Source organism: Arthrobacter sp. Rue61a (assembly GCF_000294695.2).
Classification (GTDB): Bacteria; Actinomycetota; Actinomycetes; order Actinomycetales; family Micrococcaceae; genus Arthrobacter; species Arthrobacter aurescens_A.
On the sequence record NC_018531.1, the window covers coordinates 2,741,855 to 2,755,363 of the forward strand.

Genomic DNA, 13,509 nt, shown 5'->3' on the forward strand with positions numbered 1-13,509 from the left:
GGGGTTTAGACGTTGTCCTTGAACCACGTCAGGGTGTCGTTCCACGCTGCTGTTGCCTGGGCCTCCACGTAGCGCTCACCTGTGTCGTTGTGGAACGCGTGGTCCACGCCCGGGTACACCTTGAGCTGGTGCTTGACCGTTGAAGCGTCCAATGCTTCCTGAAGTTGGGGCATCGCTCCGGTGATGCGTGCGTCGTTTTCGGCATACACACCAAATACTGCCGGCTTGATTCCGGACACCTTGGCCAAGTCCGGTGCGGGACCGTAAAAGGCCGAGGTTGCTTTGAGTCCCGGGATTTCCGTGGAAGCCTGCCATGTGATCCCACCGCCGAAGCAGAAGCCAACCATCGCGATCCGGCCTTCTTCGACGAATTCCTGGCCGTTGAGGTACTCGAAGGCGGCTTTGAAATCGTCCACGTGCCTTTGGGCGCCTGCCTGCGTAAGAGCGCCAGGGACAGCGTCCGGATCCATATTCGTTGTGCCGCCTTCCCTGCTCAGCAGATCCAGTGCCAGCGCCACGTACCCTTCCTTGGCGAAGCGCCGGGCGACGTCCTGGATGTGCGGTGTGAGCCCTCGGTTTTCGTGGCAGACCAGGGCTCCGGGGCCCCTCTGGCTTTCCTCAGGCCGGGCAAGGTAACCGCTGATTTCCGTCCCCCCGGAGTCGAACTTCACTGTGGCAGTAACCAGACCCGCCGCGCCTTCTGGAACGGACAAAGGACTCTTGGCATTGGGAACCGCCGTGGTGGCCGTCCCCGGAGATGCTGCAGCAGAAGTGGTCGAGGGTATGGGCATCGGATCGGTGGTCCGTGGCACTTCGTCAGGAGTACAGCCCACCAAAGTCATGGCTGCCGCAGCCGCGGTCATACTGCCCATGATGAACGCCACCCGTCTGGTGAATGTCTTGTGCGACATATCCCCCGACCGGTAGTCATCGTAGAACTCTTCAATCAAGTACTTTTCGAACTTACCCAGCTGAGTCACGGTCAACCTCCCGAAGATGGCACTTATGCTCCCCTCAAATGAAGACGCGGACAAGGGTGAGACGGTTCAGAGCCACGAGCCCCCCGGTTGAAACCGCCTAACGAAGAGTTGGCGCTTGTCACGGAGATGCCCCGTCACGAAAATCCCCTATATGAGCTGTGTTTACCTTCCCCACGTCCCGGCATCTGCTGTTCATGCAACGGCCACCATTTAGTAGCCCGAAAGTATCGAAACAAACCACGCCAGGAACGGAATAGGGCTTGATGAGACGTCCTGTTGACAGAGGATCATGCAGCAGATCGATTGCGGAACCGTTCCTGGAGCCGGTTTTCACCTCATAAGGCGCATCTTAAGGCTGCGATTATGACGTCTTCGGTCCCGTCCATTGCACCGCATGACCGAGCACTTTCAGAGCCCTTCCAACCCGCGCCCGATCGGCCTTAGTCGTGGACGCATATTCTCAGCAGCTAACCGTATGAAATGGTGAATCCTAATTGCAAAGTCCTGCTTCTAAATATTTTCACTGATTGTCATGCAATTGACTGATTGGAGCCTACGCTTCTCAGTAATTTGATTGAGATCTCGCCTCACACCGCAACCAGAAATTAATTGGATGGCACCACTGCATGGCATCCGTAAGCGCTGAGCCAATGATGACCCGCGCAGGCACGGTGACCATCTCCCTGCATAGGCCGCTTGATGCGCGCCTGGAACCTGCCACACGGAGGGTTTCCCCAACCGAATACAGCAGCAGATGACATCCGCTAATGCACAAACATGTCGATAACACAGAATTGGTCTTTTCCGTGTCATTTTCTGGAAATCCGCAGTTGGAAGATGCAACGCGAGCGGAGTGCCTGTGGAACTACGCGCCCTTAGCTCATTTGCACTAAACAACTAGTTCCGGCTCTATGACCCGCGCGCAAGGCAGCGGACTGGAGGCGCTCACGAACCGCGGATGACTCGATCCGATAGCCACAATGCTCCGGTTTGCAGGGTGCGAATCCATCGGGTACGTTGTGGTTACTTTGTCGAATGGGGACGACATTTGTTGCCCCGCAGACCTGTTTCAAGGCACACAGGTGGGGCTATGCGTGACCAGTAACGTCATTAAAATCAGAGACCTTAACAAGAGATACGGCTCGTTACATGCCGTTCAGGATTTGTCGCTGGAAGTAGAGCGCGCATCAATTTTCGCTTTCCTGGGAACCAACGGTGCCGGCAAATCCACAACCATCGGTTGCATCACCACCACTCTCGGATTCGACAGCGGAAGCATTCAGGTCGCTGGTCTCACGGTCGGTAAGAACGACGACGAGATCCGACGGAAAATTGGCGTCGTTTTCCAGCAGTCGCTGCTCGATCCGACACTCTCGGTCCGGCAAAACCTCGACATCCGAGCAGGTTTCTATGGGCTCTCGAGGTCCGAACGAACTCAGCGCATCGGTGAACTCGCCAGCCTCATCGGCCTCGAATCATTCCTTGAGAAGCCCTACTACGGGCGCCTATCCGGCGGCCAGAAGCGCCGGGCTGACATCGCCCGGGCTCTCATCCACCGGCCTGAGATCCTTTTCCTTGACGAGCCGACAGCCGGCTTGGACCCGCAGAGCCGGGAGCAAGTCTGGCAGACCATTCACAAGCTTCGCGACGACGACGGTCTGACCGTTTTCCTCACGACCCACTACATGGAAGAAACCGAGGTGGCGGACCAGGTCTCCATCATCGACTCCGGAAAGCTGGTCGCCCAGGGCACACCGTCGCAGTTGCGTGAACAACACAGCAACAGCATCCTGACCGTCACCACGGATGACCACGCATTCCTCACGGAGTACTGCAAGACCGCCGATCTGAACTGGACACTCGATAACGATGTCTATCGAGTTGAAGTAGACAACTCGAAGCAGGCCCGGCACCTGCTCAATGTGGGCGCAGAACGAGTCCACGACTTCGAGTTCCGCCACGGACGCATGGATGACGTATTCCTTGCCCTGACATCCAAGAGGAGCGAACCGTGAACAGCGTCATGATTCTCAGTGGCCGTAACCTGATGATCTTCTTCCGCGACAGAGCCGGCGTGTTCTTCTCCCTGCTCTCCGCGCTGATTCTCATCGCCCTTTACGCCCTGTTCCTCGGCAACCTGCAAGTAGACAACCTGCAGGCAAAATTCCCTGATGCAAGCAGCGCGGAAATCAACGCATTCGTCAATGCGTGGGTCTTTGCGGGCATCACTATGATTACCACGCTCACCACCGGGCTGGCCGCCCTCAACGTCTTCGTTGACGATGCGTCAACGGGCCGTTTCCGAGACTTCCTCGTCTCCCCCATCAGGCGGACGAACATGATCCTCGGATACTTGATCGCCAGCTTCGTCATCTCCGTGATCATGACGGCGATAGTGATCCTCGTGGGTCAGCTGTACATCCTCTTCCGCGGTGAACCGTTGATGACCTGGGCCCAGCTCGGACAGTGCGCCGCCGTGGTCCTGGTGTCATCTGCTGCGTTTGCGGCGCTGTCCAGCTTCGTGGTCACCTTCATCAAGTCCAGCACCGCCTTCTCAGCTTTGAGCACGATCGTGGGAACCATTATCGGATTCCTTGCCGGCGCTTACATCCCGGCCGGAACCCTGCCTTCCGGGGTGGTTAATGTTCTGAACTCACTCCCCTTCGCGCAATCAGCCATGTTGATCAGGCAGCCGTACACATCGCAGGCACTTGAAGCGCTGACAGACAACCAGGACCAGGCCGTTGACGCAGTCCAGACTTTTTACGGCATCACAGCTTCGGTCGGGGATCTCGCCGTGACGAACACGCTGGCGATCTCTGTTCTGCTTGGAATGGTTGCCGTCTTCATCGCTCTGGGTTCCTGGCGAATCGGTCGGCGCATACGGTGACCGGCAACGAGGACCCGTGGGGAGGCCTCGAGTCTACCGTCGCAATGTTTCCGGGCCAAGGCAGCCAACGCCCGGGAATGGGCAGGACCCTGACAAGGAACTACGCGGAGGCCGACGAAGTCTTTGATGAATGCTCCGATGCGCTCGGTCTGGATGTCCGGGAGCTCGCCTGGGATTCGTCACCGGAGCAACTGGGGAAGACCGAGAACACCCAAGTGGCGCTCGTCGCAGCCAGCATCGCCGCTTGGAGGGTGTGGACCCAAGTGGGCGGCAACCTGGCCCACGCCGTAGCCGGACACAGCATCGGGGCGCTCTCAGCGGCCATTGCCGGTGGATACATACCATTGGCGGACGGCATCAAACTGGCCAGGCGGCGTGGTCATTTGATGGCTTCGGCACCGGGGCAGGGTTCGATGTTGGCAGTCGCTGTCCGTGGAGAAGACCAACGACATGGGCTCATCACCTCCGCGGCTACGTTCGGTCTGGACGTAGCCGCAGTCAACGGCGAACGTCAGGTAGTTCTCTCCGGTCCCGTCGATGACATTGAGGACGCCCGGAAACACTTCGGCGCCAAATCAACCCAGCTCAACGTCAGCCACGCTTTCCACTCCCGCCTGATGGAACCGGTGATGGCCGAATGGCAGGAACTACTGAGCCGCGCGCCCTTCCGTGCTGGAGACATACCCATGCTGGGCTGCACCTCACCCGGCCGGCTGGACACCGCCATGGAAGTCTCCAACGAACTCTACGTCGGCATCAGGCAAACGGTCCGGTGGGACCAGGTCCTTGAAGCTGCGGACAGCTTCGGGACCTGGGTTTACCTGGGCACAGCCAAATCACTTTCCCGTCTCAGACGGAACCAAACTCAAACAGTTCAGATCGTGGAGGACACGTATGTTGGACGTCGAACATAGCCCCATCACATTGGTGGTGGGCGCATCCCGAGGCATCGGCAAAGCCTGTGCCCTGGAACTTGCCGCATCCGGTCACGACATCGTGATCTTTTACCGGCAAGACGACGAGGGCGCTGCAAGAACAGTTGAAGCCATACAGGAATTGGGACGTAAGGCCCTGGCCGTCCGTGTCGACGTGTCGGTCGAAGCCGACGTCCGGGCGGCCTTCCGTGCGGTTCTCAAGGACTTCGGACGCATCCGCTCCGTTGTTTACAGTTCCGGGATCACCGCCGACGGTCTCCTGGCAACGATGTCATTGAACAACTGGGACCGCGTCATCAGCACAAACCTGACCGGCGCATTCCTTGTCTGCCGTGAGAGCGTCAAGGCGTTGAGGAAAACAGGCGGCTCAATCGTGCTGATCAGCTCCACGTCGGGTATCAGCGGACAGCCCGGTCAAGCCAACTACAGCGCCACCAAAGGCGGAATCAACGCCCTGACCCAATCCATGGCCAAGGAAATGGCTTCCTTCGGCATCAGGGTCAACGCTGTGGCACCCGGATTCACGAATACCGACATGCTCAAACAGATGGATGCCAAAGCACGCCGCGAATACACGCAGCACATCCCGCTGCAACGAATCGGCGAACCCCACGAGATCGCTGCGGCAGTGGCATTTCTCATAGGACACCAAAGCTCGTACATCACCGGCCAGGTCCTCGCAGTCGACGGCGGCCTGACCTCCTGAAGGAGAACTCCCAATGAACGACATTCACGAAGCCACTCTGTCCTCCGCGCGGAAGAGGACCGAACTCAACGCCCGCCTGAAAAACCTCCTGTCCGAAGGTTTGGAACTACCCATTACTGGTGACCAGATCGAAGACGACCAACCGCTCTTTGGGCGAGGACTCGAACTCGACAGTCTGGACACCCTCGAAATCGTGAGCTTGGTTGAAGAAGAGTTTGGTGTCTACATCACCGACGAAGACCGGACAGTTTTCGGGTCAATCAACAAGATTGCCGATTTCATCGCTGCCAACAGCGACGACGACTAGGGGCGGGGCAATGTCCACCACCCTGCAGGCCGGTGACATCCTGTCCCGGCTCCCGCACCGCCACCCCATGGTTCTCTTGGACAGGGTTGAAGATCTCAACTACGGCAAGTCCGCCACCGGAATCAAGAACATCACGATCTCGGACCCGGTCTTCCAAGGCCACTTCCCCAACAACCCCGTCTACCCTGGCGTCTTCATGATTGAAGCGTCGGCGCAACTTTGCGGGCTCCTGCTGGGCTCCCCCGCAGGGGAAGACGGCCCCGTCCTTGGCTACCTGGCGTCCGTACGCAAATTCAAGTTCGTCACCCCGGTCCATCCAGGTGACGTGCTGAACATCCAAGCCCGGGCCGGCGTAAGCCACGCCAATCTTGCGGATTTCAGCGTCGACATTAAAGTCAGTGGCAAGATCGTGGCCTCCGGGTCGCTGGCGCTGGCCCGGATAGACCCGGACCCATCAACGTGAAACCGATAGTAAGGCTCTACGACCCGGAACGGGACGCGGCACGAGTCGCGGAGCTATACAACCGAAACAACTACGGAACCATCCGTAGCGGCTCGCCACTTACCGGCGACGACGTCAATGCGGTGCTGCAGGAACGCTGCGCAGCATTATTCATGGTGGGGGAAGACCGCGGAAACATCGTGGGCACCATTGGCTATCTGAAGGTATCGGGCAGGCGGGTCGCCGGCGACGACGAACTCTTTTCCGGAATGTTCCTCATCGACCCGGGCTACCGGATGGGTTTCCTGGCCGGCGAGCTGTTCATGCAGTCTTTTATCAAGCTGGTCGAACGCGGTGTCCGGACCCTCCGCCTTGAAGTGGATCCAGCCAACCAAAAAGCTTTCCCGCTCTACGGACGGGTCGGCTTCAGGACAGCAGGCATCGTCAGTCCTGACGAGGACGGCTACATAGAACTCATCAGCTTCCTTCCCGGCGTCGTGTCAGATCTGCTTCGAACATCATTTGCCGACGCCTCCCCGCAGGACATGTTTTCGAAGTACTCCTGGCGCAGCATGGGCTCAGCCCGCGGCAAAGACCTCATGGACGGCGTCTCTGTCCAGGACGGCGCCACACTGCTGACGTACACCTTCCCCGTGAAGAAGGACATCATTGACGTCCAGGTCGATATGTCGTCGGGAGCCATCGTCCACGCGCGACACAACGGCCACCTCTTCGACTGGCCGGAAACCCCCCAACGTTCCGCTCCAAACCGCCCCGAGAGTCCTTCGCTCGGCTCCCGGCGGCTGGGCGAGTTCACTATCTCACTCGACTCGGGAGGGACGTTGACAATTGACCACCCACGGCATCCGGGCCCGGTTCTGACGGATCACTTCCCCGTCGGAGAGGATGGGGCACCTTACTGGCGCCGGCCCGCCGCCCTGAACGTCACCTGCCAAGAACTCCCCGACGGCTGGAGGACCTGGCTGGGGCCTATCACCCGTGAGATCCGCCTGCTCGGCGACAAGGTCAGCGTCGTAGTGAACCATCAAAGTGAGCAGAGGGTAACGGCCTTTCCATGGGTGAACCTGCGCTCGGGCGAGTTCCACCTCACCACGGAAGGCCGCCAAAGCACTTTAGGTGGACCGATCGTCCGAGGACTCTGGCCGCCTGACCGGACAGACTTCGAAGCCGCCGAAAGCGTCTTCGACGATCAAAGCTACGGCGCATCAGCCCTCTGGACAGACACGGCCTCCGGGATTGCTTTGGCCGCCACCTGGCACTCGGAAGGGAAGTTGCGCGTCGAAGGTGCGCACCTTCCGGCGGCTTCCTCCGAGGCCGGTTCCATCCTGTACGACGTGGACTTGTTCGACGGTGCGGAGGCCTTACCGGTGCCTGACAATGTGGAACTTCCCCCGTCATTAACGCCTGTATTTCACGCCGTCCCCTCCGGACCCGACCAGGGCTGGAACCCAATCACCTGGGCTGCTGCGGAAACGTCGCGTACCGACGTGCTCGAGGCCGTGGGGAGCAACGGGTCGTTGCTCGTCTCGCCCGACCAAGGGATCGTTTCGTGGACTGCCGGCCAAACGAAGGTCCTTGCGGCGCCGTTTCCGAAACTAAGAGCCCTTGGGCCCTTGACGGCGTGGAACTCCGGTCTGTGGGTCACGGGCCAAGGAGCGCGCGAAGATCCGGAGCAAGGCATCGAATGGGGAAGCGGGGGCCGAGCACCACACCTCATCGGCAGCCCAGCAGATTGTTCCGGATGGGAAATCCAGCAGCGAGGAAACGATCTGACAGCGCTCCGCATCGTCGTTGACGGCGTCAAAGGTGCTGAACAGGTCACGCACGTCACACCGAACGCCCAAATACAGGCCAAGAACCGGGCGCCCATACTTTTTCAAACCGATACCAACACCGACCTCTGGTGGGCGGCGGCCCGGGACCGTTTTCCGTTGCGGGCGTCAGTGCGGAGAGCGGCTATCGGCCTGGGTGGAACCACGTGGCTTGTCGTCGAAAACGATCAAGGCACTCATCCCGAAATTCTGATCAGGTCCACAGGCGAATACCTTCTGCTGTCCCTCCTCGCCAGGGCCGGGGACACCACCACCACATCATGGCTTCTTTCCGTTCAGGAAATGGGAAGCCCCACCACGAACATCAAGGAGAATCCGTCATGACAGCTATCACTGACTACGAGGCAATTCGTTCCACCGCCGCCGTCTACCCCACCGGTGAGTTTGTTCTCGAAATCGCCGGAGAGCAGCGGGCGGAACTCGTTTCCTTCCTGCTCGCCAAGCGCACCGAATTCGCCCAACCCGGGAGCGTCGTCGAATCCTTGGTGCTCAGGGAAGACGCTTCAGTTGCGGGCCACGTTGCGGCCTACGTCGAAGAGGAACGCGTCCTGCTGATCGCAGACCAGCCCATCGACGTCGACATCACCATCATTGCCAAGCAACGCGGCCTGGAGTCCGTCCGCGTCACCGACCTGTCCGACTCCACGGCTGTCGTAGCCGTGGAAGGACCCGTGGCATGGAAAATTGTCCAAAACTTCGCCGACGAAGAAATCGCGGGCGTCCTCCTTGGCGAAAGCTGCACGGCGACGTTACCGGTTTCAGCGCAGCCAGCCACCATTATCCGTACCGGCACCACCGCCGAATACGGCTACCTGGTTCTCGCCCCGAACACGGACCGTGGCACGTTGCTGGAGTTCCTGTTGACCACCGCCACGGAGTTCGGGGGCCAACGCGTCGGCACCGAAGCACTACAGCGTGCCCAGGCCGAGGTCAGTCACCCTCTCTACCCGGAACAATTCGACGGTTTGACGGTCCGAGAAGCGGCCGCCCTCTGGATGCTCTCAGCGGACCGTGACGACGAATTCCTCGGCAGCGACCAGCTCAATAAGGAGACTGCCGTACGCTCACTGGTCGCCGTGAACGCCGTAACCTCAATTCCCGCAGCAGGAACGAGCGTTACCTCCGGGGATACCGAAGTCGGCCGAATCCACCACGTGCTTCCCTCCGCCGGGCAACCTCAAGGGTTCGCCCTTGCCCTCCTGAATGCCCCCTTCAACGTGCCGGGCCTGGAGCTGCTAGCGGACGGAGTCACCTTGACCACAATCTCCCGTCCCTCAGTTGATCCGGTCTCCTGGACCGAACCGATCGGTTAAGCCATGAAAATAGTTGTTACCGGATTCGGCCTCAGGGCGGCAGTGGGCTCGAACGCAGAACAAAGCTGGGAATCCATTTCCAACGGAAAGTCAGGGATCGTCCGAACGACCGTAGTTCCCACCGAGGGCCTGGTCAGTTCAATGGGCGGCCAGGTCGAATCCGAAATGGAAACAGAGCCGCCGTCGTCCCGGACCACTTACGTTGACCGCTGCCATAGGCTGGCTTCAGCCGCTGCAACCGAGGCACTGACCCATGCCGGGGCCAACCAGGCCCCTGTTGACCGGACCAGAATTGCTTTGTCATTGGGTACGTCCTTGGGCGGGGCGCGAAGCGGGGAAGAGTTTCATCGCCAGTGGATCCAGGACGGCTTGCGTAAAGCCAACACGGGCCTGCTGCGCCAGTATCCTCTCCACAGCGTTGCGGACCATCTGGCCTCCGAATTCCAGTTGTTCGGACCACGCAGTGTCCAGTCCAACGCGTGCGCTGCCGGTGCTGTCGCCATCGCCTACGGGATCGAGCTCCTCGAATCGGATGCCGCTGACATGGTTCTCGCCGGCGGCGTTGACCCTCTCGCGCTGTTGTCCTTCGGTGGTTTCTCCAGCCTGAAGGCACTCGATCCCCTTCACTGCGCACCGTATACCCGCAGTTCGGGACTCAACCTGGGTGAAGGAGCCGGCTTCCTCGTCCTTGAGAGCGAGGCTTCAGCTGTGGGCCGGGGCGCTGCGATCTACGCCGAAATCGCCGGGTATGGGCTCAGTGCCGACGCCTACCACGCCACAGCACCGGATCCCATGGGTCGCGGTGCCCTGCGGGCAATGCATGCAGCCCTGCACATGGCCGGGAATACGGTGGAAGATGTGGACTATGTCAACGGTCACGGAACCGGGACGGCGGCCAACGACAGCGTTGAAGCCAAAGCCATAACCCATCTCCGCGAAGGTGCTGCTCCCCCGGCCAGCTCCACGAAGTCCATGATCGGGCACACCCTTGGTGCTGCCGGAGCCATCGAAGCCGTGACATCCGTGCTCGCTATCCAAAACCAGGAGATGCCACCCACCGTCACACCCGACGGTTTGCGCTCACCTACAGGGCTGGACATTGTGGCTGAAACGGCACAGAGGGCGCGATTGAAAACCGTGCTGTCCAACTCCTTTGCGTTCGGCGGCAACAATGCTTCACTCGCCATCCGGGAATACACTAAGGACGCTTCCCCGCGCGCCCCTAAGACCGTTCGGCCAGTGGTGATCACCGGCATTGGCGCCCTGGCCGGGGATGCGGTTACTACTGAGGAAGTGAAGACTGCCCTTTTCGAGGGCCGGCCCGTTTACGGTGACGGCACCGTCGAGGTGGACGGCTTCGGTTCCTTCCCGTTTGGCGATATTCCGGCCGACAAACTCAAGAAAGGGATTGACCCGAAGTACCTGCGTCACATGGACACCTTGGGACGGAGGTCGGCGCTGGCCGTCAGCCAGCTCTTGAAGCAGCGCGGTCTTTCACGCGCTGAGTCGACCAGCACCGGGCTGTTGTTCGCTACGGGCACGGGACCGATCTCCACCGTTGAGGCTTTCGAGCGTGAGCTCCTGACCACGGGCAGCGGTAACGCCTTGCTGTTCCCGAACACGGTCATGAACGCCGCTCCCGGGCATGTCGCTTTGCTGAACAAACTGCAAGGACCCACGGCCACCATTTGTGCCGGCAACACAGGGGCCATCACTGCGCTACACTTCGCCCAGAACCTCATCTCGAACGGCGTTGTGGACCGGATGATCGTCCTCGCCGCGGACGAAGCCCCTCACGCGATGCTCGCCGCCTACGCTCCGATCCCCGGTTACCTTGCACGTTCTGCCTGCCTCCCCTATTCGAACACGGGTCGAATCATCTCCGGCGCAGCCGTAGCCATCCTCTTGGAAAGCGAAGACAGCGTTGACCCCGGGAGAGTGCTTGGCCGCATCGAACACTTTGGCATGACCGGTGACGGAAGCGGCCCCAGTCGTCTTCGCCGCGGGTCCGAGGCCTGGGTGCGATCCTTCCGGCTGGCCCTCGGCAGCAATCCTCCTGAAACAGTTGACGCGGTGGTGGCCGCAGCGTGCGGGAGGGATGCAGTGGATTCATTGGAAGTAGAGGCGTTGGCGGCCATGGGTCTGGGCGGTCGACCTGTCTCAACACCCAAGGCCATCTTCGGCGATGCGGGCGCCTCAGGAGGCCTGTTGGGTGTGGCACAAGCAGTGTGGATGAGCCAGGAGAAGTTCATCCCGGGCACCGCCGGCGTCGTTGCGTCCAGCCCTGAAGGACTGGTACCACCCAGCGGCAAGGCCGGAGAGGTCAACCGGACGCTGGTTTCCACTTGTGAGGCCGGAGGTAGCTTCCAGTCCGTCACCATCGCGACCTGACCAGTGGTGGATGTTTGGATTCGTTGGACAGGCCGATCACCTACGGACGACTTTGGGCGGTACAGGTCCCGCTCCGGCGCCCGCTTTCTCGCTGAGGCGGCGAAGTCGACCCGATGCCCGGATGATGTGTCGCTACCCTGCCACGTCATCCGGGCTATGGACGAGCGTTGGTTCTGCGCCGACTGCAAGTCAGGCTGGTCGGTTTCGCACACACAGAACGTTGTTGTCGCGGCACGGGCAAGAAGTTGGGTTGGCGTGGATGTGGAAACGCCCAAGAGGCGGAACGCAGCCTTCAGATGGCTGGGCCGCGTCACCGGGGTACCCACTATCGGCATCGAGCAATGGACCCAGGCTGAAGCCCTGTGGAAAGCAATGGGCAACGCTGCACGGCGCCCTGCAACCGGCGAACTCCAGCTCAGCCCTCACTGGGCCTATGGCTGGCAAAGATCGGCAGACCTCGCTTGGCACATCCACACAGCCACCTTTCAAGGAGCTGTGTGGAGCCTTGCCGCCAAGGACAGGGAACCGGTGACTCTGCACTCAGACCCTGTTGTTGATTAAGCACCGTTAAATGGTGCTGCCCCCGACGCAGGACGGCGGAGGCAGCATGCAATTCACAAGGAGGAGGACTTAGAACTCCCAGTCCTCATCTTCCGTGTTGACAGCCTTGCCAATCACGTAAGAGGAGCCCGAGCCGGAGAAGAAGTCGTGGTTCTCGTCAGCATTCGGGGACAGGGCCGACAGGATGGCCGGGTTCACATCGGTGACGGAAGCCGGGAACATGGCCTCGTAGCCGAGGTTCATGAGGGCCTTGTTGGCGTTGTAGTGCAGGAACTTCTTGACGTCTTCGGCCAGGCCGACGCCGTCGTAGAGGTCGTGCGTGTACTGGACTTCGTTTTCGTACAGCTCGAAGAGAAGCTCGAACGTGTAGTCCTTGATTTCCTGCTTGCGGGCCTCGGAAACCTTCTCCAAGCCCTTCTGGAACTTGTAGCCGATGTAATAACCGTGCACGGCCTCATCACGGATGATGAGGCGGATGAGGTCGGCCGTGTTGGTCAGCTTGGCGCGCGAGGACCAGTACATGGGCAGGTAGAAGCCGGAGTAGAACAGGAAGCTCTCCAGCAGTGTGGAGGCCACCTTGCGCTTCAGGGGATCGTCGCCCTGGTAGTAGTCCATGACGATCTGGGCCTTCTTTTGCAGGTTCTCGTTTTCGAGGGACCAGCGGAAAGCGTCGTCAATCTCCTTGGTGGAGCACAGGGTGGAGAAGATGGACGAATAGGACTTCGCGTGCACCGACTCCATGAAGGCGATGTTGGTGTACACAGCTTCTTCGTGCGGGGTGATGGCGTCCGGAATCAGCGAAACAGCGCCCACCGTGCCTTGGATCGTGTCCAAGAGAGTGAGCCCGGTGAACACGCGCATGGTGAGTTGCTGCTCATCCGGCGTCAGCGTGTGCCACGACTGGACGTCGTTGGACAGCGGCACCTTTTCCGGGAGCCAGAAATTGTTGACCAGGCGGTTCCAGACTTCCACGTCCTTGTCGTCCTGGATCTTGTTCCAGTTGATGGCCTCGACGTGTGTCAGCAGCTTGACCTTTTCGGTCATTTCATCCCCTTTAAGCGATGGTTTTCTTGAGATAAGCCTACGACGGCGGGTGGAAACCCGCCGTCGTACTCTTTAGTTATGAGGGTA

The 13,509-nt window shown here is 60.1% G+C and carries 12 protein-coding genes; 10 read left to right on the forward strand and 2 right to left on the reverse strand.

From position 1 onward, the window contains the following. Positions 1-5: 5 nt before the first annotated feature. Complete coding sequence (locus ARUE_RS12420; protein WP_043470344.1) at positions 6-980, reverse strand: dienelactone hydrolase family protein; 975 nt, start codon at positions 978-980, stop codon at positions 6-8. Positions 981-2,143: 1,163 nt separating this feature from the next. On the opposite strand from ARUE_RS12420, the gene ARUE_RS12425 reads away from it, so the two are divergent. From ARUE_RS12425 to ARUE_RS24700, 10 genes are all read left to right on the forward strand, one after another. After that, positions 2,144-2,995: an ABC transporter ATP-binding protein gene (locus tag ARUE_RS12425; protein WP_238324311.1), complete on the forward strand. Its 852-nt coding sequence runs from the start codon at positions 2,144-2,146 to the stop codon at positions 2,993-2,995. Then, positions 2,992-3,870: an ABC transporter permease gene (locus ARUE_RS12430; protein WP_011775010.1), complete on the forward strand. Its 879-nt coding sequence runs from the start codon at positions 2,992-2,994 to the stop codon at positions 3,868-3,870. Before ARUE_RS12425 ends, ARUE_RS12430 begins: the two co-directional genes overlap by 4 nt. Positions 3,871-3,914: 44 nt before the next feature. Beyond that, positions 3,915-4,784 carry an ACP S-malonyltransferase gene (locus tag ARUE_RS12435; protein WP_286140379.1) on the forward strand — a complete coding sequence of 290 codons (870 nt, stop codon included), beginning with the start codon at positions 3,915-3,917 and terminating at the stop codon, positions 4,782-4,784. Continuing rightward, positions 4,765-5,511, forward strand: coding sequence for a 3-oxoacyl-ACP reductase FabG (gene fabG, locus ARUE_RS12440; RefSeq protein ID WP_014922011.1), 747 nt, complete (start codon positions 4,765-4,767; stop codon positions 5,509-5,511). The genes ARUE_RS12435 and fabG overlap by 20 nt, the downstream gene beginning before the upstream one ends. Positions 5,512-5,524: 13 nt before the next feature. Next, entirely contained in the window at positions 5,525-5,818 is a 294-nt protein-coding gene (locus tag ARUE_RS12445; protein ID WP_011775013.1) for an acyl carrier protein, read from the forward strand. A gap of 10 nt (positions 5,819-5,828) precedes the next feature. After that, complete coding sequence (fabZ, locus tag ARUE_RS12450; protein ID WP_014922012.1) at positions 5,829-6,281, forward strand: 3-hydroxyacyl-ACP dehydratase FabZ; 453 nt, start codon at positions 5,829-5,831, stop codon at positions 6,279-6,281. Next, positions 6,278-8,437, forward strand: a complete 2,160-nt coding sequence (locus ARUE_RS12455; RefSeq protein WP_014922013.1) for a GNAT family N-acetyltransferase — start codon at positions 6,278-6,280, stop codon at positions 8,435-8,437. The genes fabZ and ARUE_RS12455 overlap by 4 nt, the downstream gene beginning before the upstream one ends. Further along, on the forward strand, positions 8,434-9,426 hold the full coding sequence (locus ARUE_RS12460; protein ID WP_011775016.1) for an aminomethyltransferase family protein: 993 nt from the start codon (positions 8,434-8,436) through the stop codon (positions 9,424-9,426). The genes ARUE_RS12455 and ARUE_RS12460 overlap by 4 nt, the downstream gene beginning before the upstream one ends. A 3-nt stretch (positions 9,427-9,429) precedes the next feature. Continuing rightward, positions 9,430-11,817: a beta-ketoacyl-[acyl-carrier-protein] synthase family protein gene (locus ARUE_RS12465; RefSeq protein ID WP_014922014.1), complete on the forward strand. Its 2,388-nt coding sequence runs from the start codon at positions 9,430-9,432 to the stop codon at positions 11,815-11,817. 255 nt (positions 11,818-12,072) lie between these two features. Next, a complete protein-coding gene (locus tag ARUE_RS24700) occupies positions 12,073-12,378 on the forward strand; it encodes a hypothetical protein (protein WP_238324312.1) in 306 nt (101 codons plus the stop codon). A gap of 69 nt (positions 12,379-12,447) precedes the next feature. On the opposite strand, the gene nrdF is transcribed toward ARUE_RS24700, so the two are convergent. Next, a complete protein-coding gene (nrdF, locus tag ARUE_RS12475; protein WP_011775019.1) occupies positions 12,448-13,422 on the reverse strand; it encodes a class 1b ribonucleoside-diphosphate reductase subunit beta in 975 nt (324 codons plus the stop codon). Positions 13,423-13,509 lie beyond the last annotated feature (87 nt).